At 63.9% G+C, this 24967-nt stretch carries 17 protein-coding genes; 11 read left to right on the forward strand and 6 right to left on the reverse strand.

Features of this window, described 5'->3' with window-relative positions:
• Window positions 1-81 precede the first annotated feature (81 nt).
• The 5 genes from zwf (at window position 82) to NZK81_RS12040 (ending at window position 7936) form a co-directional block, all read left to right on the forward strand.
• Window positions 82-1524 (forward strand): glucose-6-phosphate dehydrogenase, encoded by a 1443-nt coding sequence (zwf, locus tag NZK81_RS12020; RefSeq protein ID WP_260046327.1) that lies wholly within the window; start codon window positions 82-84, stop codon window positions 1522-1524.
• A gap of 106 nt (window positions 1525-1630) precedes the next feature.
• Window positions 1631-3457: a phosphogluconate dehydratase gene (gene edd / locus NZK81_RS12025; RefSeq protein ID WP_260046328.1), complete on the forward strand. Its 1827-nt coding sequence runs from the start codon at window positions 1631-1633 to the stop codon at window positions 3455-3457.
• Window positions 3458-3510: 53 nt separating this feature from the next.
• Complete coding sequence (locus NZK81_RS12030; RefSeq protein WP_419181676.1) at window positions 3511-4506, forward strand: glucokinase; 996 nt, start codon at window positions 3511-3513, stop codon at window positions 4504-4506.
• The gene (eda, locus tag NZK81_RS12035) at window positions 4503-5153 is read left to right on the forward strand and encodes a bifunctional 4-hydroxy-2-oxoglutarate aldolase/2-dehydro-3-deoxy-phosphogluconate aldolase (protein WP_260046329.1); all 651 of its coding nucleotides are present in this window, start codon (window positions 4503-4505) and stop codon (window positions 5151-5153) included. The genes NZK81_RS12030 and eda overlap by 4 nt, the downstream gene beginning before the upstream one ends.
• The gene (locus NZK81_RS12040) at window positions 5150-7936 is read left to right on the forward strand and encodes a phosphoenolpyruvate carboxylase (RefSeq protein WP_260046330.1); all 2787 of its coding nucleotides are present in this window, start codon (window positions 5150-5152) and stop codon (window positions 7934-7936) included. The genes eda and NZK81_RS12040 overlap by 4 nt, the downstream gene beginning before the upstream one ends.
• 156 nt (window positions 7937-8092) lie before the next feature.
• On the opposite strand, the gene NZK81_RS12045 is transcribed toward NZK81_RS12040, so the two are convergent.
• Both NZK81_RS12045 and NZK81_RS12050 read right to left on the reverse strand, forming a co-directional pair.
• Window positions 8093-9124 carry a glycosyl hydrolase gene (locus NZK81_RS12045; RefSeq protein ID WP_260046331.1) on the reverse strand — a complete coding sequence of 344 codons (1032 nt, stop codon included), beginning with the start codon at window positions 9122-9124 and terminating at the stop codon, window positions 8093-8095.
• Between the two features lie 1218 nt (window positions 9125-10342).
• Window positions 10343-11146: an NAD(P)-dependent oxidoreductase gene (locus NZK81_RS12050; RefSeq protein ID WP_260046332.1), complete on the reverse strand. Its 804-nt coding sequence runs from the start codon at window positions 11144-11146 to the stop codon at window positions 10343-10345.
• 220 nt (window positions 11147-11366) lie between these two features.
• On the opposite strand from NZK81_RS12050, the gene NZK81_RS12055 reads away from it, so the two are divergent.
• The 6 genes from NZK81_RS12055 (at window position 11367) to NZK81_RS12080 (ending at window position 20118) form a co-directional block, all read left to right on the forward strand.
• Complete coding sequence (locus NZK81_RS12055) at window positions 11367-12398, forward strand: 2-oxoadipate dioxygenase/decarboxylase family protein (protein WP_260046333.1); 1032 nt, start codon at window positions 11367-11369, stop codon at window positions 12396-12398.
• Entirely contained in the window at window positions 12398-13813 is a 1416-nt protein-coding gene (gene astD, locus NZK81_RS12060) for a succinylglutamate-semialdehyde dehydrogenase (RefSeq protein WP_260046334.1), read from the forward strand. The genes NZK81_RS12055 and astD overlap by 1 nt, the downstream gene beginning before the upstream one ends.
• A 136-nt stretch (window positions 13814-13949) precedes the next feature.
• Window positions 13950-15158: a hydrolase gene (locus NZK81_RS12065; protein WP_260046335.1), complete on the forward strand. Its 1209-nt coding sequence runs from the start codon at window positions 13950-13952 to the stop codon at window positions 15156-15158.
• Window positions 15155-16174, forward strand: a complete 1020-nt coding sequence (locus NZK81_RS12070; RefSeq protein ID WP_260046336.1) for an arginine N-succinyltransferase — start codon at window positions 15155-15157, stop codon at window positions 16172-16174. Before NZK81_RS12065 ends, NZK81_RS12070 begins: the two co-directional genes overlap by 4 nt.
• 406 nt (window positions 16175-16580) lie before the next feature.
• The gene (locus NZK81_RS12075; protein WP_260046337.1) at window positions 16581-18605 is read left to right on the forward strand and encodes a TonB-dependent receptor; all 2025 of its coding nucleotides are present in this window, start codon (window positions 16581-16583) and stop codon (window positions 18603-18605) included.
• 250 nt (window positions 18606-18855) lie between these two features.
• Window positions 18856-20118 carry an N-succinylarginine dihydrolase gene (locus tag NZK81_RS12080; RefSeq protein WP_260046338.1) on the forward strand — a complete coding sequence of 421 codons (1263 nt, stop codon included), beginning with the start codon at window positions 18856-18858 and terminating at the stop codon, window positions 20116-20118.
• A 140-nt stretch (window positions 20119-20258) separates the two neighbouring features.
• Here NZK81_RS12080 and nifA read toward each other — a convergent pair whose 3' ends face one another.
• The 4 genes from nifA to NZK81_RS12100 form a co-directional block, all read right to left on the reverse strand.
• A complete protein-coding gene (gene nifA, locus NZK81_RS12085) occupies window positions 20259-21959 on the reverse strand; it encodes a nif-specific transcriptional activator NifA (RefSeq protein ID WP_260046339.1) in 1701 nt (566 codons plus the stop codon).
• 238 nt (window positions 21960-22197) lie between these two features.
• Window positions 22198-22503, reverse strand: coding sequence for a ferredoxin family protein (locus tag NZK81_RS12090; protein ID WP_260046340.1), 306 nt, complete (start codon window positions 22501-22503; stop codon window positions 22198-22200).
• A 36-nt stretch (window positions 22504-22539) separates the two neighbouring features.
• On the reverse strand, window positions 22540-23853 hold the full coding sequence (locus NZK81_RS12095) for an FAD-dependent oxidoreductase (RefSeq protein ID WP_260046341.1): 1314 nt from the start codon (window positions 23851-23853) through the stop codon (window positions 22540-22542).
• Between the two features lie 10 nt (window positions 23854-23863).
• The gene (locus NZK81_RS12100) at window positions 23864-24964 is read right to left on the reverse strand and encodes an electron transfer flavoprotein subunit alpha/FixB family protein (protein WP_260046342.1); all 1101 of its coding nucleotides are present in this window, start codon (window positions 24962-24964) and stop codon (window positions 23864-23866) included.
• Between the last annotated feature and the right edge of the window lie 3 nt (window positions 24965-24967).

Raw genomic sequence — 24967 nt, forward strand, 5'->3', positions numbered from 1 at the left:
CACTTGCGTAGACTGCGAAGTCTCGGTTACGCTCCGAGGGCCGTGAAGAGGAGCGCGGCTTTCATCATTGGAAAGGTTTTCGTGACGAAATTCACTTCCGATCGTCTGCTCCTCTTCGGCGCCACCGGCGATCTTTCACGCAGGATGCTGTTGCCATCGCTCTGCGCGCTCGACGCGGAAGGACTGCTGGATCCGCAGATCGAGATCATCGGTACGGCCCGTTCGGATCTGGACGACCTCTCTTTCCGCAACTTCGCGCGCGAATCGCTGGAACAGTTCCTTCCCGCCAACCGCCGGGGCGGCATGGCCACGTTCCTCAACCGGCTGAGCTATCAGCCGCTCGATGCGAACGAGGCCGAAGGGTTCAAGGCGCTGGCGCAGAAAGTGGGCTCCCCGAAGGAAGGGCTCTCGATCTTCCTGTCGACGGCCCCCAGCCTGTTCGAGCCGACCATTCGCGGCCTCGAACAGAGCGGTCTTGCCGGCAAGCGGGTGCGAATCGGCCTCGAAAAGCCGCTGGGCATCGATCTCGCGTCGAGCAAGGTCATCAACGATGCCGTCTCCGCGGCCTTTCCCGAGGAGCGGATCTACCGGATCGACCATTATCTGGGCAAGGAGACGGTCCAGAACCTGCTGGCGCTGCGCTTCGCCAACATCATGTTCGAACCGCTGTGGAACGCCGCCCATATCGACCATGTGCAGATCACCGTGGCCGAAACCGTCGGCCTGGAATCGCGCGTGGCCTATTACAACGATTCCGGTGCCCTGCGCGACATGGTGCAGAACCACATGCTGCAGCTGCTGGCGCTGCTCGCGATGGAACCGCCCGTTTCCTACGATGCCACCAACGTGCGGGACGAGAAGGTCAAGGTTCTGCGCAGCCTGCGCAAGGTCGACGTCAGGGAAACGGTCACCGGGCAGTACCGCGCAGGTGCCATCGGCGGCGCGGCGGTTCCCGGATACGATGACGAACTCGGCAAGGATTCGGACACCGAGACTTTCGTCGCGATCAAGGCGCATATCGACAACTGGCGCTGGCAGGGCGTGCCCTTCTATCTGCGCACGGGCAAGCGGCTGCCCCGCCGAACGACGGAAATCGTCGTCCAGTTCCGCAGCGTACCGCATTCGATCTTCAGCGGTCGTGCCGCCAAGATGGTGCCGAACCGGCTCGTCATCGGCATCCAGCCCAGCGAGAACATCACTCTCTCGCTGATGGCCAAGGTGCCCGGGCTCGATCGTGAGGGCATTGCCCTGCGCTCGATCCCGCTCGAGATTTCCCTGCCCGATGCTTTCGCCGGCCCGCAGCGCCGCATCGCCTACGAACGCCTGCTGCTCGACCTCATCGAGGGCGACCAGACGCTCTTCGTCCGCCGCGATGAAGTGGAGGCGCAATGGGAATGGATCGACGCGATCCGCGCCGGCTGGGAGGAACAACAGCTCGAACCCAAGACTTATACTGCCGGAAGCTGGGGGCCCTCCGCCGCCATCGCGCTCGCCGAACGCGACGGGGTGACCTGGCACGAGTAAGCGCCGGCATGGCGCAGGAATTGGAGTGATACCGGTCGCCCGATGCCCGCACGCGGCATTGCCCGTGTGGGGTCCCAACGTCCGGACAATAGATCAGGAGTAGGCCATGAGCACCCTCAATACGGTGGTCGCACATGTCACCGATCGCATCATCGAGCGTTCGAAACAAAGCCGCGCGCGCTATCTGGACCTCGTGGCGCGCGAGCGGGATCGCCATTCCGACCGCAGCTTCCTGTCCTGCTCGAACCTTGCCCACGGCTTTGCCGCATCGGGCGAGGACAAGGCCGCCATCGCCACCGGCGGCGCGCTGAACCTGGGCATCGTCACCGCCTACAATGACATGCTCAGCGCCCATCAGCCCTATGGCCGCTACCCCGAGCAGATGAAGCTCTTCGCCCGCGAAGTGGGCGCCACGGCCCAGGTCGCGGGCGGCGTGCCCGCCATGTGCGACGGCGTGACGCAGGGCTTCGACGGCATGGAACTCTCGCTGTTCAGCCGCGACACCATCGCGCTTTCCTCGGCCGTCGCGCTCAGCCACGCGATGTTCGACGGCGTGGCGCTGCTGGGGATCTGCGACAAGATCGTGCCCGGCCTCGTCATGGGCGCGCTACGCTTTGGCCATCTGCCGGCGATTTTCATCCCCTCCGGGCCGATGCCCAGCGGCATCACCAACAAGGAAAAACAGAAGACGCGCCAGCTCTATGCAGAGGGCAAGGTCGGTCGCGAGGAACTGCTCGCCAGTGAAAGCGCCAGCTACCATTCGCCCGGCACCTGCACGTTCTATGGCACCGCCAACTCCAACCAGATGATGATGGAGATGATGGGGCTGCACGTGCCCGGCGCGGCTTTCGTGCCGCCGAACACGCCGCTGCGCCAGGCCCTGACCCGTGCCGCCGTCCACCGGCTGGCGGGGATGACAAGGAAGGGCAACGATTACCGCCCCATGGCCGAAGTCGTGGACGAGAAGGCGATCGTCAATGCCGTGGTCGGCCTGCTTGCCACCGGGGGCTCGACCAACCATGCGATCCACCTGCCGGCCATGGCTCGTGCCGCGGGCGTGATCATCGACTGGGAGGATTTCGACGAACTGTCCTCCGCCGTCCCCCTCATTACCCGCGTCTATCCCAACGGATCGGGCGACGTGAACCACTTCCACGCGGCGGGCGGCATGGCATGGGTCGTGCGCGAACTGCTGGGTGCGGGGCTGGCCCATGCCGACGTACTCACCGTCGCCGAAGGCGGCATGAGCGACTACGCCTGCGAGCCGGTGCTGATGGACGACGCTCTGGGGTGGTCGCCCGTTCCCGCGACCAGCGGCGACGACACCATGCTGCGCCCCGTCTCCGATCCCTTCCAGCCCGATGGCGGCATGCGCCTCGTTTCGGGCAACCTCGGGCGCGGAACCTTCAAGACCAGCGCCGTCGACAAGGAACGCTGGGCCATCGAGGCGCCCTGCCGCGTGTTCGACACGCAGGAAGCCGTGGCGCAGGCCTTCAAGGCGGGCGAGCTGGACAAGGACGTGGTCGTCGTCGTGCGCTTCCAGGGGCCCCGCGCCAACGGCATGCCCGAACTGCACAAGCTGACGCCGCCGCTCGGCGTGCTGCAGGATCGCGGCTTCAAGGTCGCGCTCGTCACCGACGGGCGCATGTCGGGCGCGAGCGGCAAGGTTCCCGCCGCCATTCACGTCACGCCCGAAGCGCTGGCCAAGGACGGCAAGCCCGGCCCGCTCGCCTTCCTGCGCGACGGCGACGTGGTGCGCCTTTCGGCCGAGGACGGATCGCTTTCGACCAGCGCGGACCTTTCCGCCCGCGAACCCGCGCCCGCCCCGGCCGCCGAAATGGGCATGGGCCGCGAACTCTTCGCGATGTTCCGCATGAGCGCGGGCGGCGCCGAACAGGGCGGCTCGGCCATGCTGGAGATGGCCGGACTGTGAGCCAGTCGCAAACCCTGGAGAAGACCGGACGAATCCGGCAACCGGAGAGCCCGATGCCGAAAAGCATGATGACCGAACTTGTGACCATAGACGTCGGCGGCACCCACGCGCGCTTCGCTCTGGCCACGATAGCCCCCGATGGCACGATCACACTGGGCGATCCGGCAACGCTGCACACCAGCGACCACGCCAGTTTCGAAACCGCCTGGCAGGCGTTCGAGGAAATGAACGGCGGCACCTTGCCCCCCGCCGTCGCCATGTCGGTCGCCGGGCCCGTCGGCGGCGACATCATCCGTTTCACCAACAATCCCTGGATCATCCGCCCGGCCCTGATCGCGGAGAAGCTGGGCGCGACCCGCCAGACCATCGTCAACGACTTCGCCGCCGTCGCCCATGCCGTGGCCCGCGCGGACGCCGCGCAGTTCGTCGATCTTGCGGGGCCTACGGGCGCCCCCCTGCCCGAAAGTGGCACGATCAGCGTGATCGGTCCGGGCACCGGCCTTGGCGTCGCGCACCTCTGGCGCAGCGGCACCGGCAGCTACCACGTGCAGGCGACCGAGGGCGGCCACATCGATTTCGCCCCGCTCGACCAGATCGAGGACGCCATCCTCGCACGGCTGCGCAAGCGGCATACCCGCGTCTCGGTGGAGCGCGTCGTCTCCGGCCCAGCCATCGTCGACATCTACGCCACGCTGGCCGCGATGGAGCACCGCGCCGTCCTCGAACGCAGTGACGTCGAAATCTGGACCGCCGCCGCTTCGGGCGAGGACAGCCTTGCCGCCGCCGCGGTGGACCGCTTTTGCCTCTCGCTGGGCGCGGCCGCGGGCGATTATGCCCTGGCCCATGGCGCCGGCGGCGTCGTGATCGCCGGCGGGCTGGGCTACCGCATCCGCGAGACCATCCTGCAATCCGGCTTTGCCGAAAGGTTCTGCGCCAAGGGCCGCTTCGCCGGCATGATGGCCAGCCTTCCCGTCAAGCTCATCACTCATCCGCAGCCCGGCCTGTTCGGCGCCGCTGCCGCCTTCGCAAGGGAGCACTTGCAGCAATGACCACCTCATCCGCCGCCGTCGAAAAGGTCATGCTCCTGGCACCGGTCATTCCGGTGCTGGTGATCGAGGACATCGAACACGCCCTGCCGATCGCCGAAGCGCTCGTCGCGGGCGGCCTTCCCGCGCTGGAAGTGACGTTGCGTACCGAATGCGCGATCGAGGCGATCAAGGTGATGAAGCAGGTTCCCGGCGCGGTGGTGGGCGCGGGCACAGTGCTGACGCCCGACGATCTGACCAAGGCGATCGATGCCGGGTCCGAATTCATCGTCTCGCCCGGCCTGACCCCGAAACTCGCCGAAGCGGCGGCTAAATCCGGCATCCCCTTCCTGCCCGGCACCGCCAATGCCAGCGACGTGATGTTCGCGCTCGAATTCGGCTTTGACCGGCTGAAGTTCTTCCCGGCCATGGCGGCGGGCGGTCCTTCCGCCCTCAAGGCCATTTCCGCCCCGCTGGCGGCGGCCAAGTTCTGCCCGACTGGCGGCGTCACCATCGACAATGCGCCCGACTGGCTCGCGCTCGATGCCGTCCTGTGCGTCGGCGGCAGCTGGATGGTCCCCAAGCATGTCCTGAGCGGAGCCGAAGGGGGTGCGCCCGACACGGCGAAGATCGAAGCCACCGCACGCGCGGCCGCGGAGCTGGCACGATGAGCGGCCCCGTCCTCTCCACCGTCGCCGGCCTTATCGACCGCCTGCAGGAACTGCACAAGCTGACCGTGCAGACCCCGCTCTACAACCCGGTCTTCCAGCTCGGCCACGAACTCTCGCGCCAGCTCGAAAACGGCGAGATGAGCCTTGATGACATCGAAGCGCTTGTCGCCGAGATGGACTGCGAAGGCCTGCGCGCCCGCGCTGCCCGGCTCGACCGCGTGCTCGAAACGATCCCGCTGGGCGAGAACGACGCCCGGCTCGACGCAGCGGCCGACGAGGAAGACTTCACTGCCTTCGCCGCACGCTGGCAGCGCCCCGCGGCGCACGTCGTCTTCACCGCGCACCCCACGTTCCTGCTGACTTCGGCGCAGACCGAAGCGGTCGCGCAATCCGCATCGAGCGGCGATCACAGCAGGGCCACCGTCTGCGTGGCCTCGCCCGAGCGCGACACCATCACGCTCGACTACGAACACGAGAAGGCCATGGCCGCGATCGCCCGTGGCCACAAGGCGCGAGACCGCATCTGCGCGCGCCTGCTCGACATTGCCGCCATCCGCTGGCCCAAGCGCTGGAAGAGCCTGCAACCGATGCCGGTGCGCTTCGCCAGCTGGGTCGGGTACGACATGGACGGACGCACCGACATCTCGTGGTCGACCTCGATCCGCTACCGCCTGCAGGAAAAGGCGATGCGCCTCGAAGGCTATGCCGCGAGCCTGGCGGAGCTGGAGCCGGAGATCGCCGAAAGGCTGGAACGCGCCGCCGCGCATACCAGCGAAATGGCCGTCAATTTCAGCAAGGACCTTTCGGAACCCGAAGCGCTTTCCGAGGCGGCCAACGCGCTGACCACCGATCATCCCGACAAGCTGATCAGCCTGTCGGGCATCATCGCGGAACTGGAAGAGGAAGCCCGGTACGGCGGGAAGGATGCGGCCCGGCAATTGCTCGTCGTAGCCGCCGCGATGCGCGCCGATGGCCTTGGCATGGGCTGGATTCACTTCCGCGTGAACTCCTCGCAGCTCCAGAACGCGATCCGCCGCCGCATCGATCCGGACGGCAAGCTCAACCTTGCCAGCCAGGCCGCGCTGGTGCGCATGCGCGAACTGCTCGCCGAGGTGAAGCCGCTCAAGTCCAACTTCGCGGCCCTCGCCATCGAGAACAGCACCGCCGTGCGCCAGTTTCTCGCCATGGCGCAGATCCTCGGCCATATCGACGCCGATGCGCCGATCCGCATGCTGGTGGCCGAATGCGAACAGCCGACCACGGTGCTCGCCGCGCTCTATTTCGCCAAGATGTTCGGGATCGAGGACAAGGTCGACGTCTCGCCCCTGTTCGAAACCGAAAGCGCTCTCGAACACGGCGGCCGCTTCCTCGATGCGGTGCTGTCCGAGCCCGCCTATCGCGAATATGCGAAGAAGCGTGGCCGCGTCTCGATCCAGACCGGCTATTCGGACGCCGGCCGCTTCGTCGGCCAGATTCCCGCTGCCCTCGCGATCGAACGCCTGCATGGCCGGCTGGCCGAGGCCATGGCCGCCAACGGCCTCACCGATGTCGCCGCACTGATCTTCAACACCGGCGGTGAATCGATGGGCCGCGGCTGCCATCCCTCCAGCATCGACGACCGCTTCAACTGGCAGATGCCCCCCTGGGCACGCCGCCGCTTCCTGCGCGCGGGCATCCGGCTGGAACCCGAAGTGAGCTTCCAGGGCGGTGACGGCTACCTGTGGTTCGGTTCGGACGAACTGGCGCTGGCAACGCTGACCCGCATGGCCGAAAAGCCGATGTGGGGCGCCGATCCCAAGGCGCCGACCGATGTCTTCTATCGCCGCACCGACCTCAGCCTCGACTTCTACCGCGCGATCCGCCGGGTTCAGCACGAGCACCTCGAAAGCGCGACCTACAGCCGGGCCATTACCGCCTTCGGCCTCGGCCTGCTCAACGATACCGGCAGCCGCAAGTCGCGCCGCCAGTCGGACCTTGCCGCCGACCGGACGATGAGCCTGCGCCAGATCCGCGCGATCCCGCACAATGCGATCCTGCAGCAGCTCGGCTACCCTGTGAACGTGATAGCCGGCGTGGGCAGCGCATCGGACGGCAACCGCGAGGAAATCGCCGAGATGCTGAGTGGCAGTTTCCGCGGGCGCCAGCTCATCCGGCTGGTGCGCGCAGCCAATGCGCTCGCCTCGATCAAGACGGTGGCGGCCTATGGCGAACTGTTCAACTCGGCCTACTGGGCCAGCCGCCCTTATCGCGGGCACGAGCAGCACATTTCGGACGCCTGCCTGAAACTGGCAGAATACCTCACCAAGGACGATCGCACGGGCGTGTTCCGCCGCCTCGCCTCGCGGCTGCGCGTGGATGCGATGAAGCTGTACAAGCTGCTCGAACTGATCCCCGACGAGGCCCCGCTCGACGACCGCGAACACACCCGCCGCAGCCTGGGCGCGCTGCAGAGCCTGCGCATCGCCTTGTTCAAGCACATGTTCCTGCGTGCGGTGATGGTCCCGCCCTTCAGCCGCGCCAACGACATCAGCCGCGACGACGTGCTGGAGATGTTCTTCAGCCTGCGCGTGGAGGACGGGCTTGCGCAGCTACGCCGCGCCTTCCCCATCCACTTCCCCTCGATCGGCGACTTCGCCGTGGACGAGCCCAGCGACTATCCTGATTCCAGCGCGGCGGGCTATGCCCAGATCCACAAGGACTACATCGACCCGATCGCGCGATCACATGCCCTCAGCCTGCGGATCACGACGGCACTGGCAAACGAGTTCGGCGCGCACGGGTAAAGTTGCCCCCTCCTTTCCGAAGGAGGGGGCCAGCGCCGGCACGGGATGGCGGCTTTTTCGGACAAGCAGCCTTTCCTGTCGTTCGGCGAGCATTCGCCGCTATCCCATAGCGGTTAGTCGTTCACGTTTGAATTTGTCTATATGCCTAAGTCGATTTCACAATAAACCAACCACAATTGCACTGTTTGGCACTTTAAGCGTTCCATTTTTCAGATCTCCCAAATCGCCATATGGAATTGCTTCAAGGGAGCGAAAACGCCAATTAGTCGGCAGCTTCACAATAGCATCACCAAACTCAGGCCACATCACTACGAAATTTTTCTTATTTTTTCTTAGGAGAATAAAATAAACTCCCTTTTCAATATAACTCTTTGAAATCACGGATCCAGAAAGCAAATTTACCACTTTTGCATATTCCTGCCCAACAGGAGATAGCGATAAATAATTTGGTTCGGACAACGATATTGGAGCCTGAGGAAGGCGGCGCTCCCAATTATAAAAACTCATATTTTTTACCCCCTTCGCAGCAGAAAGGAATATTGCTTTTAATATATTGAGTTCGGCTGTCTGCTCCTCTTTGGTGGATTTAGCGCATGACGCAGGCCTTTGGGGACAGTTTATGCCGAATTCCGTGATCCATATGGGGATATCACCGATTTCATGCCCCCTAATGACAGAACGCACATTATCTAATATTGGCAATAAATCACTTATTTTATTTTCATTAATATAATAATGAAATGATATATATTGAAGGTATTTTGACTGAGGATGGGACAGAAACCTGTCAAGAAAATTAATACCACGAGGGGTAATTGCAGGACCGATTAGAACACTATTTAAATTCCGCGCATGAATTTCTTCTGATGCTATTTTTGCCATGTCGGCCAGCATTTCAGGAGAGCCCCGCCAAAAGCCAGAATAATCAGGCTCATTCCATAACTCCCAGTAACGGACCTGCGCCCCATACCGCTCAACAAGCTTTCTCACATAGGCGCGCCATAGACGAAGATCGCTAGGTTGCGAACAACCTGATCCATAAGTACATGCTGCATGAGGATATTTGGCCGCCCAAGACGGCGTCTGACCCAAAGTGAAGATGATGTCGGCATTGTGTTGCCTAGCGTACTTTACGTAGTAATCGGCCCTCTTAAAATCCCATTCATTTGGAGCAGGCTCTAGGTCCATCCATCGCGTGCCTGTATCCCAAAGCCGAATAACGCCTGTGTGAAGACCGGGCCAGTTGTTGTGGAAACCTAACTTATTTATAGTCATACCGAAAAAGGTAGGGGGGACTGAAAGCAACGAATTTGAATATGTTAGGGGTGGCAAGTTCACCTCTCGCAACGAACCTCCAGCTAACTCAACCGGATTTGCTGACTGCGTTAGCATAAGCTTGATGTTTGCTGCCTGGTCCGCGAACGGCGACCGCCCTTCAACGTATATGTCTTGCCACTTTCTCCCTAAAGTGACTGTTGTCGATCCGAAGTATTGATAACCACGGGTACCTTGCAATGCGAAAGTAGCCGTCACCGCCCCGTTTGGTGCTCGAGCACGAGCGCGAAAGCTGTAACGGCGTCCAAATTTTGCGGCGAACGCGTGCGCCAATTCAGCATTCCCGCTGCCCCTAGCGATGATGGAGAAAACTTGCACCGAACCCGACGCGGGGGACGGCAATTTTATGGTCTTGATCGCATATTTCGTGGGGACCCCCCCCCAGGCAATTACGCTCCAACCGCGGGCTGGGCCGTCGTGCGTCGCTTCCTCGATGTCAGAAAATACGACGCGCGGATTTGATGAAACTTCAATGGAAGCGGTCTGATTTTGAACTGATGAATTTGAATTATCGGCCGCAGCACATTGCACATGCGATAGAAAGAAACACAAAATACAAAAAAATGCAGAAAATATCACTCCAAATCGGAGCGATGGAGAGGGTGAAAATCCCAAATTTTGCAGCATTCTACACTACCTTGCCGTCATCATATTATATAATATCACCCTAAAATCACTCATCGATGTGTCACTTATTTCTACTATTTCCACATATACTTCCAAACAGGACAAGAGATCCAGCATTTAGTCAGCAGGCGCGCTTCCACCAATGAAGGAAATGAGACAAACGTCATGCCTCCCCAAGGATGTGTGCGAGCGGCTCTCGGTGAGCCCGTATGCCATGCCTTGATCTTGGCCGGTGGTAAGCCTTTATCGACGAGCAGGCGATCCATCACTTCGCAACCTGCTCCCCTTGATTCCCTGATCAATCTCGAAGCTATGCGCAGACTAAGCCCGACGCAAGCCGATGACAGCCACCGTGGTTTTCTCAGCCCAGGCTTCCGCCCATAAATCGCCTCTACGCCCTGCCATCCGAGCCCTGATCCGCCCCTCCGAAAAGGGCGAGCCCGCTCACCCCTCCGTCGCCAGCAGCAGGAAGGACTTGGCGGCATTCTCCAGCATGGTGGTGTCCGCACTGTCCGGCAGGATTGCCGCCAGCAGGTTGGTATCCTTGAGCAGCATCTTCGCGCCGTGTTCGAACATGCGCGGTTCGGGGATGCGGGCATAGACCTCGAAGCCAAAGCTTCGGCCCGAGCTCGCGTTGACGAGTTCGGCCAGCGCCTTGCGGTCGACGCCCAGCGCCTCGCCCGCCTGCAGCGCCGCCTGTGCCAGCCCCATGTTGGCGGCCATCAGCGTGTTGTTGACGATCTTGGCTTTCTGTCCCGCGCCGGCTTCGCCCAGAAGGACGATCAGCTTGCCGAAGCTGTCGAACACCGGCCGGGCCTGATCGAAGGCCGCCTGCGATCCCCCGCACATCACCGTCATCGTGCCCGCCTCGGCACCCGGCGCACCTCCGCTGACCGGTGCATCGACCATGGCGACACCGTGCTTCGCACAGAGCGTCTCGACCTGCGCGGCGGTTTCGGGCAGGATCGTGGAATGAAGAGCCAGCAGACTGCCCGCCTTCATCGCCGGCACCAGTCTGCCGCAGATTTCCAGCACGTCCGCATCGTTGACGACGCACAGCCCGACGTGATCGCAGGCCGCGCCCAGATCCTCGACACTCGCGGCGATATTCGCGCCCTTTTCCGCGAATTCCACTGTCGCTTCCGGCCGCCGCGCCCAGACCGTCAGCGGAAAGCGCATCAGCATGCGAAGCGCCATTGGCCCGCCCTGGCTGCCGATTCCGATAAAGCCCGTGTTGATCGCCGACATATGCCCTCTCTGCCATTCCGTTCGTGCGCGTATCGAAACGATTGGCAGGCGCACTGTCCAGCCATTCGCGCACAAGATCACCCAACCGTGCATTGGCATCGTCGGGGCGACGTCGGCATGGAGTCGCATGGTCCGGACCCGTTGCCGGAGCCAGCATGGACATTCCGAACAGCGTTTCTTATGTTGCTTTCAAGCGTAATAATTTAACAACGAGGGTGTCGTGGATTCCACTTCCAGCACTACCGCCGACAAGCATGATACTCTTGCCTGCCTGCTTGCATCGACCGTTGGCGAAACGCGCGCCGACTGGGCGCTGACGACGCTGGCAATCGCTCCGCAGCTTCGGGGAACATCGAACCGGCCGGGCCGTGCGCAGGTTGCCATGGCGCTGAACGCGGCGCTGTTCCTCGATCTGGTGGATCGGGTGCCCACGGCCGCACGCTATGTCGAAAACGAGCGCAAGGCCGGAGCCCCCATCGTCTTCGATCACGGCGCCCTGCGCACGATCGACGGGCCTTGCGGTGATCTGCCTTCCGGGCATGGCGCCTTTGCCCGCTTCCTGGAGCCGATGGGTTACGAAGTCGGCGGGCTCTATCCCCTGCCCGCGCTCAGAATGACCGGACGGGCTTTCGTCCACCGCGACTTTCCCGAAGCGATCCCGCAGTTCTTCGTTTCGGAACTTCACATTGCCCAGCTGCCGGACACGGCGCAGGCGGCTGCCGGGCGCATCTTCGGCACGTCGCGCGATCCGCTCGACGCGGCCGTCCGCAATGCGCTGGACGGGCTTGCCCGCGACGGCGATTGCACGATGCGCGAGGCCGAGACGATCGTGAAAGGCGCGCTCAAGGCCTTCGAACGGCAGCATGCCATCCCCGCGCTCGACGACTATCGCACGCTGCTCGACGCCAGCAAGGAAGGCGGCTGGATCGCGACCGAGGGCAATGCCTTCAACCACGCCACCACCCGCGTTCCCGACGTCGTTACCCTCGCCGACGCCCTCAAGGCCGAGGGCTATCCGATGAAGCCGGCAGTCGAGATCTCGCAGAACGGCCGCGTGCGCCAGACCGCGATCCTCGCCGACAAGGTCCAGCGCCCCTTCCGCCTGCCCGACGGTTCGGAAACCATGATGGAAGTACCGGGTTCCTTCTACGAGTTCATTACCCGCGACATCGATCCGGCCAGCGGCATGCTCGACCTCACGTTCGACAGCGGCAACGCCACCGGCATCTTCGCGGTAACGAGGGACAAGTGATGAAGCTGCAATCCTTCGACCCGGCCAGCGGCGACCTCGTCTGGGAAGGCGAGATCGACGGCGCGGGAGCAGTCTCCGCCGCGCTGCACCGCGCGCGCAAGGCCTTTCCGGGCTGGGCCGCGCTGCCCGTGGAGGCCCGTGTCGAAGCCGTGCAGCGCTACAAGGCCTTGCTCGAAGCGCGCAAGGAGACCATGGCCGAGGTGATCTCGCGCGAGACCGGCAAGCCCTTGTGGGAAAGCCGCGCAGAGATCGGATCGATGATCGGCAAGGTCGGCATCTCGATCACCGCGCAGGCCGAACGCGCCGGCGAGAAGCGTTCAGACATGCCCTTCGGCCAGGCCGTGCTGCGCCACCGCCCGCACGGCGTGATGGCAGTGCTGGGCCCCTTCAACTTCCCGGGCCACCTGCCCAACGGCCACATCGTCCCCGCCCTGCTCGCCGGCAACACCGTGGTGTTCAAGCCCTCCGAAATGACCCCGGCGACCGGCGCGGCCATGGCCGAAGCCTGGGCCGAGGCGGGACTGCCCGAGGGCGTGTTCCAGATCGTCCAGGGCGGACGCGAGACCGGCGAGGTGCTGGTTGCCGGGCAGATCGACGGTCTGCTCTTCACCGGCTCTGCTGCGGCTGGCGCCCATTTCCGGCGCATCTTCGCAGACCGGCCCGACGTGATCCTGGCCTTGGAACTGGGCGGCAACAACCCGCTCGTCGCCTGGGACGGCGATGTCGAGGAAGCCGCCTCGGTCGTCATCCAGTCCGCCTTCGTCACCACTGGCCAGCGCTGTTCCTGCGCGCGGCGACTGATTGTGCCCGACAATGATTTCGGCACGGCGCTGCTTGAGGCCGTCGATGCCCTTGCCGGAAAACTGACCATCGGCGCGTGGGACGAGACTCCCGAGCCCTACATCGGCCCGCTGATTTCCGAAGCCGCAGCCACCTCCGCCAAGGCGCGGGTCGAGGGGCTTGGTGCTCACGGCGCCAAGGTCATCCGCCCGTTCACCGGCATCGAAGGCCGCAGCGGCGCCTTCGTCACCCCCGCCATTCTCGATGTGACGGGCGTGGGTGTGCCCGACGAGGAAATCTTCGCGCCCGTTCTGCAGGTCCGCCGCGTCGGCGATTTCGACGCAGCGCTGGCAGCGGCCAACCACACGCGCTTCGGCCTCTCCGCCGGCCTGATCAGCGCCGACGACGCGCTATGGGAGCGCTTCATCCACGAATGCCGCGCCGGCGTCGTCAACCGCAACCGCCCGACCACGGGCGCGGCGGGCTCGATGCCCTTCGGCGGTCTCGGCGACAGCGGCAACCACCGCCCGAGTGCCTACTACGCCGCCGACTACTGCGCCTACCCGGTCGCCAGTTTCGAGGCCGCAAGCGCCGATGGCAACAGCGGCGCGCTGGCCGGAAAGCTGCGCGCATGATCACCCTTTTCCCGTTCGTCATTGCGAACGGCCGCCGGCCGCGCGGCAATCCAGAGCCGAAGCGAACCGCCCTGGATTGCTTCGCCCTGCGGGCTCGCAATGACGAAGGTGGGGCGCTGGCTTGCGAGGATCCCCGATGAAAACCGGCCTCACCCCCGAAGAACAGGGCCTGCTCGCCCCGGTCGAACGCGGCCCGATCCTTGAACGCACACTGGAATGGGCCGCGATCAACAGCGGCACCGCCAACCTCGAAGGCCTGAGCGCGATGGCCGCACGGCTGGCCGATGCCTTCGCCGCGCTGCCGGGCGAGGTGCGCCTTGTCGAACCCGCGCCGGTCGAGAAAGTCGACAGCGAAGGCCATATCCGCGAGATCGCCCATGGCCGCCACCTCGTCCTCTCGGTGCGCCCCGAGGTCGAACGCCGCGTGATCCTGACCGGCCACATGGACACCGTCTATGCCAAGGACCACCCCTTCCAGACATGCGACTGGCTCGACGAGGACACCCTGCACGGCCCCGGCACCGCCGACATGAAGGGCGGCCTCTCGCTGATGCTGGCGGGCCTCGCTGCCTACGAGCGGGGCCATCCCACGCTCGGCTACGACGTGATGATCAACAGCGACGAGGAGACCGGCTCGCTCTCCTCCGCCGCGCTGATCGCCGAGCTGGCGCAAGGCAAGATGGCCGCCCTCACTTACGAGCCCGGCCTGCCCGACGGCTCGATGGCCCGCGCCCGCCCCGGATCGGGCAACTACGCCGCCATCGTCCACGGCAAGTCGGCCCACGCCGGGCGCAATCCCGAGGACGGGCGCAATGCCGTGGTCGCCGCCGGAGACCTCGCCCTGCGCCTTGCCGCCGGGCGGCGCGAGGGGCTCTCGGTCAACCCGGCCCGGATCGAGGGCGGCGCGCCCAACAACACCGTGCCCGACCTCGCCATTCTCCACTTCAACCTGCGCCCGCGCACGCCCGAACTGGCGGACGTGGCGCGCACCCTGATCGACGAGGCCATTGCCGAGGTCTGCACCGCGCACGATGTCTCGATCCACCTGCACGGCCGCGTCTCGCGCCCGCCCAAGCCGGTGGGCGCGGAGACCGAGGCGCTGTTCGGTCTCGTTTCGAAAGCCGCCGCCGACCTCGGCCAGACAATGCGCTGGAAAGACACCGGCGGCGTGTGCGACGGCAACAACATCGCCGCCTGCGGAGTGCCGGTGCTCGATACCATGGGCGCGCTCGGCGGGGCGATCCATTCGCCCGACGAATTCATGCTGGCCAGTTCGCTCGATGCCCGTGCGCGGCTGACGGCGCTGGTCATGCACCGCCTCGACAGGCACGGAGTGATACTATGACGTTTGTCCTGCGCACCGCCCACGAGAAGGATCTCGATGCGCTCTACCGCATGGCCAAGGGCACCGGCGGCGGCTTCACCAACCTGCCGCCCGACAAGCCCACGCTGCAGGCCAAGCTGGCCAGCGCCGCCAAGGCCTTCGCCCGCGAGGACAACACGCTGAACGACGACCTGTTCGTCTTCATTCTGGAGGACACCGAAACCGGCAAGGTGCGCGGCACCTGCCAGATCATGTCGCAGGTCGGCACCGAACTGCCGTTCTATTCCTACCGCATCGGTCGCATCACCCAACATTCCAAGGAACTCGACCGCACGTTCCGTGCCGAGATGCTGACGCTGTGCACCGACCTCGACGGATCGAGCGAAGTGGGCGGCCTCTACCTTGATCCGACCGAGCGCTCCTCCGGTGTCGGCAAGCTGCTGGCACGCAGCCGCTACCTGTTCATCCGCGCCCACCGCGCCAAGTTCGCCGACCGCACGCTGGCCGAGCTGCGCGGGGCGATCGACGATGCCGGCAACTCGCCGTTCTGGGACGGCCTCGCCGGCCGCTTCTTCGACATGAGCTTTCGCGATGCCGACGAGTTCAACGCCCGCCACGGCAACCAGTTCATCGCCGATCTCATGCCCAAGCACCCGATCTACACCGCGCTGCTGTCCGAAGGCGCGCGGCAGGTCATGGGCCAGCCGCACTTTTCGGGCCGCCCCGCCATGCGCATGCTCGAGGACGAAGGCTTCACCTTCCAGAACTACGTCGACATCTTCGACGGCGGCCCCTCGATGATCGCCGACACCGACCGCATCCGCACCGTCCGCGAGGCGAAGGACGCCCCCATCACCGCGCTCACCGCCACGGGTGACGAAAGCCCCACGCACATCGTCTCCCACGGCCGCCTCGCCGATTTCCGCGCCTGCCTCGCGCAAGTCGGCGAAAGCCCCGAAGGCGTGACGCTGGACGAACGGGCGGCCTGGCTGCTGGGCGTCAAGGTCGGCGACACGATATCCTTCGCGCCGGCTTGAGGGGAGTTGAGGTCGAGGTCCCGCCTTCGCTGGGATGACGTTTCACAGGCCGGTTCAGATACCGCTCAGGCTGAGCTTGTCGAAGCCCACGAAGGCGTGGTGCTGCCATCCCATCCTTCGACAGGCTCACGATGAACGGAGTGAGTCACCGCTCCTTTTCAAGATTTTAATCCGAAATCCGCCTTTCCAGACGCGCAGCCATGGCAGTAGTACTATGGGCCAGCATCATCCTCCCAAGACCGGGCCTTTGCATTCGACATTTCGCGCCAACCGTCGCGGCGACAAACGCGCATCGGCAGCGCTTTGACGGGGCTGCGCAAGACCTTCCCGTCATTATTCAAGTCATTGACAGCATGGCTGCAATTGGATCAGTTCTGCGGGCTGGCATAGGGCCGAAGGAAACGTAATGCCTGCCGCCGATCAGCCCAGCACCGTCCAGGCCGCCCCCGCAGAAGCTTCCTCCGACGTCATCGAGGTCATCGGAAAGCGTACGGACAATACTATAGAGATCGACCGGCGGACCTATCAGGTTCGCGAAACCGCGCATTCCGCCCAGAAGGATGCGCTTCAGTTGTTACGCGGACTGCCTGCGGTTACTGTCACCCCGGATGACCGCATTCTCGTGCTGGGAGGCGGGATGACGCGGCTCTACATCGATGGCCGTCCTTACCTCGGCAATGTCAGCCAGTACCTTCGCACCCTTCATGGCAGCGATATCGAGCGGATCGAAGTGGTCACCAATCCTTCCGCGCAGTTCTCCTCGGAAGGGGCTGGCGGCGTGATCAACCTGTTCTTGCGCAAGACCTTGGACGAAGGCCTGTCGGGCGATGCAAGCCTGGAGGAATCGAGCTATGGGTTTGGCCTTGTCGATACGACCTTGAACTACAAGCACGGCGACTGGACCTACCAGCTGAAAGGCGGAGGCAACGTCGGCACCATGGCTCGCCGGTCTTACCACGTACGGCGCAGCGTTCAGTCGCAGGACAGCGCGGAGCCCACGGTCAATCGCGAGAATGGCGCCTACAGGTATGATGGCACTGTTGGTCGTCTCAGCCTGAAGGCGACCTACGAGCTGGATTCGAAGACAAGCCTGTCCGGGCAAATAGGTGGTGGCGGCGGTCACGATATCGTGACCAACAAGGTTGACTATACGGCTGTAACCCCCGACTTCCAGCCTTTCTTCGAGCACCGTCGTCTCAGCAGTCACGCCAGTTATGTCACCGGCCAGTTCAACCTGGATCATCGCGGTTCCAGAGATGGCGAGACGCTGAGTGCCAGCGTACAGTTCTACACCAATCCCCAGGTGCACGATGTCACCAAGGCTCGCTTCAGCAATGACCGTCGGTACCTGATCGACCTGCGCAAACCGAGCCATTCCATCGACACGAAGCTCGATTGGAAACACCCGATGGCAACAGGACAAATGCTCTCGCTGGGCGGTTCCTGGCATGTCGACGGCACCTCGCAGGACTATCAGTTCACGAGCAATGACAGCGCATCGCTGGGCGAAGACACGACCGACGCCTATGACGCGCGCAGCAGCACGCTTGCGATCTACACCTCGCTCCAGCAGACTTTCGGGGCGCTGACGCTTGCTCCAGGCCTGCGCGGCGAGGCCAACAGCAGGCGCATATCCAGCCCGGGCATGGAAGACGTGCACCTCGACCGCGCGCAGCTCTTCCCCAGCTTTCATGCAAGCTACAAGGCCAGCAAGACGCTTCAGATCGGGGCAAGCTACAGCAAGCGCATAGAGCGCGTTCCGCTGGAATACTTGCGGCCCTACGGATCGGTGGAGGGCGCCTATACCCTCTTTGAAGGCAATCCCGGCCTCAAGGACCAGAGTACCGACGCCTACGAGCTGAGCGTTCAGTTTCACCCCGGCAAGATCGAGGCGAGTGCCACGGTCTACTTGCGCGAGACCTCTCGATTGTGGAGCAAGAGTTATTCGGTCAATGCCGCAGGAACGAGCGTCTACACATACGTGAACGCGGGCAGCAGTTGGAAAAGGGGCGCCCAGTTCGATCTCGGCATGCCGGTCCTGTCCCGGCTCAAGGCGCGGGCAAGCGTGAGCCTGTTCGATGAGCAATCCCCGGTCGACACATACGAAGGTTCGGACCTACAGCGCAATTTTCGCTATTCGACAAACGGCACACTCGAATGGAACGGCAAGGAGCGCGACAATGCGCCTGGCGATGTCGCGCAAGTGCAGTGGTCCTACAACAGCCCCTCGCGCGAATACCAGATCCGGAAATCATCCTGGTTCGACCTCAGCGCCTCATACACGCACAGTTTTGACCGCACGCTCTCGCTCACGGGAACGTTTCGGTATGCGGGACGATCGCGCCAGCGCCTCATCGCGCCATCGGTCGAGGAGATGTCATCCCGCCAGAGGACGCCGGAATTCCAGCTGAAACTCCACAAGACGCTGTAAGGAATTTCGGCAGCCCACTCCCCCGACAAGACCTTTCCTACAGTCCCAGCCTTGCGCTAGACTCCCCGCATGAGCCCGGCCTACAGTCTTCCCCCTGCCGCGACGACACCGCAAGGTGACACTTCCCCCGCGCAAGGTTACACATCGCTCCTGCAAAGTGACACTTCCGGCGCAAGGTGACACGCTTTCCCCTGGACCGTGTCACCCGTGTCAACCTGTCACCTTGTAGCGCCCCCATGAAAGCCTCTGCATGATTACCGAAATCAACTTCGACGGCATCGTCGGCCCCAGCCACAACTATGCCGGCCTCAGCCTCGGCAACCTCGCCTCGGCGCGCAATTTCGGCAAGGTTTCGCGGCCGCGCGACGCGGCGCTGCAGGGGCTGGCCAAGATGCGCGCCAATCTGGAGCGCGGCCTTGCACAGGGCTTCTTCCTGCCCCAGCGCCGCCCGGACGAAGGCTGGCTGCAGCAGCTCGGCTCGACCATGGCGCAGGCGAGCGCGGGCCTGCAGGCCAATGCCCTGTCGGCCTCCTCGATGTGGGCGGCCAATGCGGCGACCGTCTCGCCGGCGTGCGATGCCGCGGACGGGCGCTGCCACCTCACCGTCGCCAATCTGGTGACGATGCCCCACCGCAGCCACGAATGGCGCGAGACGCTGGCCCAGCTCCAGCTGGCCTTTGCCGATCCCGCGCACTTCGCGGTGCACGCCCCGGTGCCCGCCCCGTTCGGCGACGAGGGCGCCGCCAACCACATGCGCCTGTGCGCCGCGCATGGCGCGCCGGGCGTCGAGGTCTTCGTTTATGGCGAGAGCGGCGGCCCCTTCCCCGCGCGCCAACACCGCGAGGCAAGCGAGGCTGTTGCGCGCATCCACGGCCTCGATCCGGCGCGTACGATCTTCGCGCGGCAATCGGACGAGGCGATTGCCGCCGGGGCCTTTCACAACGATGTCGTCGCCGTCGCCAACGAGCGGGTGCTGTTCGCCCACGAACAGGCCTTTGCCGAGCGCGACGCCTTATACGCGGACCTGCGCGCAAAGCTGCCCGAGGTCGAAATCGTCGAAGTGCCGGCGAGCGCGGTTAGCCTCGAAGACGCCATCGCCTCCTACCTGTTCAACGCACAGCTGGTGACGCTGCCCTCTGGCGAGATGGCGCTGGTGCTCCCCTCCGAGGCGCAGGAGACCGCCAGCGTCTGGGCATGGCTGCAGACGCATATGGCCGGAAACGGGCCGATCCGCCACCTGTTCGTCCACGACTTGCGCGAATCCATGGCCAACGGCGGCGGCCCGGCCTGCCTGCGCCTGCGCGTGGTGGCCGATCCCGCAACGATCGACCAGCGTTTCATCGCGACGCCTGAAAAGCTGGACCGGATCGAGGCACTCATCCGCCAGCACTGGCCCGAGCAGATCGCGGCGGAGGACCTCGCCAGCCCGGCGCTCTGGCGCGACCTCGTGGCGGCACGTTCCGCCCTGTGCATGGAACTGGACCTGCGCGAACTGGACCGGGATTTCTTCTGAGCAGAACGCTGGACCTTGATCACACAGACCGTTCGTCATTGCGAGCGAAGCGAAGCAATCCAGGGCGGTTCCATACGGCTCTGGATTGCCGCAGCCCTGCGGGCCTCGCAATGACGATTCGAAGTAGAGGACGATCCGCGCTAGAACTTGCGCACTTCTATCCCGTACTTGCGGATCGCGTAACCGATCTGGCGCGGCGTCAGGCCCAGCATGCGCGCGGCCTTGGCCTGAACCCAGCCGGTCGATTCAAGCGCCTTGAGCAGGTCGCGCTCGGCAACCTTGACGTTGTCGACCGGCGCATCCCTGACGACATCGCCTTCGGATGGCGCAAAGGCCGCGGGTTCGATCGGTGCCGGGGGCGGAGGCGGCGCCATGCCTCCACGGGGCTGGACGATGGGGAAAGGCGCCGACACGGCGGACTTCCACAAGGTGGACGACAGGCACTCGCCATTGCGGCAGGCGAAGTCCTCCTCGCCGATGCGATCCTCGTGCGCGAGCGTTGCCGTGCGGCGGATGCAGTTTTCCAGTTCGCGCACGTTGCCGGGGAAATAGCAACTTTCCAGCACGCGGACCGCCGAGGAGGAAAGCTGGTGTTCGGTATGATGCTCTTCGTCGAAGCGGCGCAGGAACTCCCGCGCGAGCTGGGGAATGTCCTCGCGCCGGTCGCGCAAGGCCGGCAGGCGGATCGAGACGACATTGATGCGGTAATAGAGATCGGCGCGGAACTCGCCCTTGGTGACCAGTTCCTCCAGATTGCGGTTGGTCGCGCAGACCAGCCGGACATCGACCTTGATCGTCTGCGTCCCGCCGACGCGCTCGAACTCGCCCTCCTGCAGCACGCGCAGCAGCTTCACCTGGAAGGCGGGCGTGGTGTCGCCGATTTCATCGAGGAAGAGCGTCCCGCCGTCGGCCAGTTCGAAGCGGCCCTTGCGCTGCGCGACGGCGCCGGTGAAGGCGCCCTTCTCGTGCCCGAACAGCTCCGATTCCAGCACGGATTCGGGCAGCGCGGCACAGTTGAGCTTGATGAAGGGCTTCTTGGATCGCGGCGAGAAATCGTGCGTGGCGCGCGCGAACAGCTCCTTGCCCGTGCCCGATTCCCCGCGCAGCAACACGGCCGAGTGGCTGCGGGCAACGCGCTGTATCTGCTGCAGCGCGTCCTGAAGCGCCGGGCTCGTGCCCACGATCCCGATGTCCTTGACGTTGCCCCTCTTCGCGCTGCCCCCCTTGGGCGCCGTATCGCGAACAAGGCCCTTTTCCAGCAGGCGTTGTTGTTCCATCAACCGCTCACGGTCGCGCTGGACCATCTCGAGCAGGCGGACGGTTTGGCCGATCAGGTTGGCAACCATGGTGAGGAAGCGCACATCCTCGTCGGCGGCATGATAGGTCGTGCTCTCGTCCCAGATCTGCTCGATGGTCAGCGTGCCAATGACATTGTTGCGGTCCTTGATCGGCACGCCGATGAAGGACACCCGGCTTTCCGCCCCCCGCGGCCCGTCAAAGCTCCAGTCGGGGAAGAGCGAGCTGTTCTCCATGTTCTTGACGACGACGGGCATACCCGTCTGGAAAATGCGGCCCACCGCCCTTTCGGGAATGCGGCCGAACCAGGCCCCGGCCCTCTCCTCGCTCCAGCCGATGCCCACGACATTGACCGGCGTCCCCTCCTCGTCGACCAGAGTGACGAGGCCGTGACGCATGTCGAGAAAGCTGGACAGCAGCGTGAGCACATTGGCCAGAGTGTCTTCGAGACGCCCGGGCACCGCCAGCACCTTGGAAATCTCGTAGACGCCCCGCAGCGCCATGTCCGCGCGCGTATGGTTGGGTTGCCGGCTATACGTGTTCACATGGAATCCAGACGCTGGCGTGTTCGAGTGGCTGATGGCGTGACTGACCATGACGGAAACCTTTCTGCCGTCAGGACATCTTCCCCACTACCTGCCGCTTTCAATCCGCCCGATCGGATGCCGGGAAATTTTGCGTCGAAGTGAAAAAGTCTCAGATTTCCGCCGATTCGACAAGCAATGAGTATGCTTTCCTACAATTAATAACGGCTCGCAATTGCACCTTTGCAAAGTCGTTGTTTTATCCGAACTTGTAGAGAACGCCGAAACCGCCGCGCGGATAGTTCCACTCGATTTCACCCGTCTTGCGGGTGACGATGCGGCATGTCCCGCATTCGAGGCATCCGTCGGCGGCAACCTCGACCTGACCCGATTCGGTCTGCGTGTAGCAACCGGCCGGGCACAGCGTGGTCATGGCCATGAGACTGGGCGAAGGCACGGTGTGCGCCTTGACCTTGATATGCGGCCTGCCCGCATCGACCAGATAGCGGTTCTGGAAGAGCTTTTCCTCCACCTTGGCGCGCGGCGCCATCATCGCATCACTCATAAGCCCGCTCCTTTATGTGTCGTGAAATCGTGCCTGTCAGCGCCATGCCCTGACGAGCTTGAAGGCATCGCCCATCATGCCCCACAGGGTGCGCGTCTCGCGGAAATTGCGGAAGATCGACTTTTCCTTGGAAACCTTGTCGATGCCGTCGACGCGGAACCATGTCTGCATCGCCTGGCTGATCAGCCTGGGGTAGGTGCCGAAGAAGTTGCCCTTGTTCTTGTGCAACAGGTCCGGGATGCCCTTGTACTTCTTGAGGTCCTTCATGACAAAGGTCTGCCCCAGCCGCTTTTCATACTCGGCAAGGTTCGCCGCCGACATTTCCTCACGCTTGCGGGTGAGCGAAACGACGGTTTCGGCGGCAACGCGCCCCGTGGTCATCGCAAGGTTGGAGCCTTCCCGGTGCACGGCATTGACGAACTGGCCTGCATCGCCGACCACGATCCAACCCGCGCCGGTAAGCTGCGGTATCGCCTTGTAACCGCCCTCGGGAATGAGGTGCGCGGCGTATTCCTTGCACTCGGAACCGGCCAGCAACGGCTTGATCGAGGGGTGGTTCTTGAACGCTTCGAGCAGCTCGTTCGGCGTCACGTTGGTCTCGGCGAAATCCGAAACGATGCAGCCGATGCCGACCGAGATCGATTCCTCGTTGGTGTAGAGGAAGCCGGTGCCTGTCATGCCCTTGGTGATCGTGCCCATCGCCTCGATCACCACGCCTTCGTTGCCGGTGAGGTTGAAGCGCGCCTCGATCGTCTCGCGCGGGAGAAAGTGCATTTCCTTGACCGCGAGCGCGACGCTCTCGGGCGAAACCTCGTTACGCAGGCCCGAGCGCTGGCCGACAAGGCCGTTTACACCTTCGGCCAGGACCACGACATTGGCCATGATCGGCGCGCCCTGACGATCGGTGCGCACGCCGATGACCTTGCCCGAGAGATCCTTCACCAGTTCGGTCACGGTGGTCTCGTAGAGCACCAGCGCGCCGGCTTCCTTCACCTTGGAGGAAAACCACTTGTCGAACTGCGCGCGCAGGATCGTGTAGCGGTTCGGCTTCTCCTCGTTGAAGTCGTCCGAGCGGTAATGCATGCCGGTGTGCGACTTGTCGTCCATCGTCCACATGCGCTGTTCGATCACGTGGCGTTCCAGCGGCGCTTCGTCGCGGAATTCGGGGATGATTTTTTCCAGCGCGTCGGCGTAAAGGATCGCGCCCTGCACGTTCTTCGAACCGGCATATTCCCCGCGCTCGATCTGCAGTACGTTGAGGCCTTCCCTGGCCATCGTATAGGCGGCGGCATTGCCGGAAGGGCCCGCGCCCACGACGATGGCGTCGAACGGTTTGCTGAATTCGCCCATGGCTTCCTCCTCAGCTTGCAAGACGGTTGACGCGCAGCCGCGCCGCGAAGGCGTCGGTCAGCGCGGGCAGCAGGGTGACGGCATCGGCCACGATGCCCAGATGCGCGAATTCGAAGATCGGCGCGTTGGGATCGGTGTTGATCGCGACGATCAGGTCCGCCCCTTCCACGCCGACGCGGTGCTGGATCGCGCCCGAAATACCGGCGGCGATGTAGAGTTTGGGCCGGATGGTCTTGCCGGTCTGGCCGATCTGGCGGTCCGAGGTGATCCAGCCCTTCTGCACCAGCGGACGCGAGCCACCGTATTCGGCGCCGAGCACCTCGGCCAGTTCCTTCACGAGCTGGAAGTTCTCGACCGAGCCGAGGCCCAGACCGCCGGCCACGACGATGTCGGCATAAGGCAGGTTGGCCTTGTCGGTATCGCGGTCGGCGATGAAATCGAGCACCTTGGTGATCACATCGTCCTCGACCAGCTTGGGATCGAACTCGACGATCTTGCCGGTGCGGCCTTCCTCGCGCTCCGGCATGGCGAGAACACGCGGGCGCACCGTGGCCATCTGCGGGCGGAAGTTCAGCGTGAAGATCGTGCAGAGCAGCGATCCGCCGAAGGTCGGGCGGGTAGCCGCCAGCGAACCTTCATCGTCGATCGCCAGTTCGGTGCAGTCGGCGGTAAGGCCGGTCTGCAGCGTGGTCGCCACCGAACCCGCGAGGTCGCGGCCGAGGTTGGTCGCGCCAAGCAGCAGGATCTCGGGCTTGTAGGTGTTGACGATGTCGGTGAGGACCTTGGTCGAGGTCTCGTTGCGGTAGTGCTTCAGCGCCGGGTCCTGCGCGACATAGACGCAGTCCGCGCCGTATTCGAAGCAGGCGGCCGCTGCTGCATCAAGGCTGGCGCGATCATCGCCCATGACGACGGCGGCCAGTTCGACGCCGCGCTTGTCGGCCAGCTTGCGCCCTTCGCCCAGCAGTTCGAACGAAACCGAATGGACCTGGCCATGCTCGATTTCGACCGCCACCCAGACGTGCTTATACGCCTTGAAGTGTTCGGGCAGTTCCTTCTTCGTATTGGCGCGGCTGCCGCCGGCTGCGGGAGCGGGCTTGTTGTCTTCGGCCATGAT

Source organism: Novosphingobium mangrovisedimenti, from assembly GCF_025153475.1.
In the GTDB taxonomy this organism is placed as follows: domain Bacteria; phylum Pseudomonadota; class Alphaproteobacteria; order Sphingomonadales; family Sphingomonadaceae; genus Novosphingobium; species Novosphingobium mangrovi_A.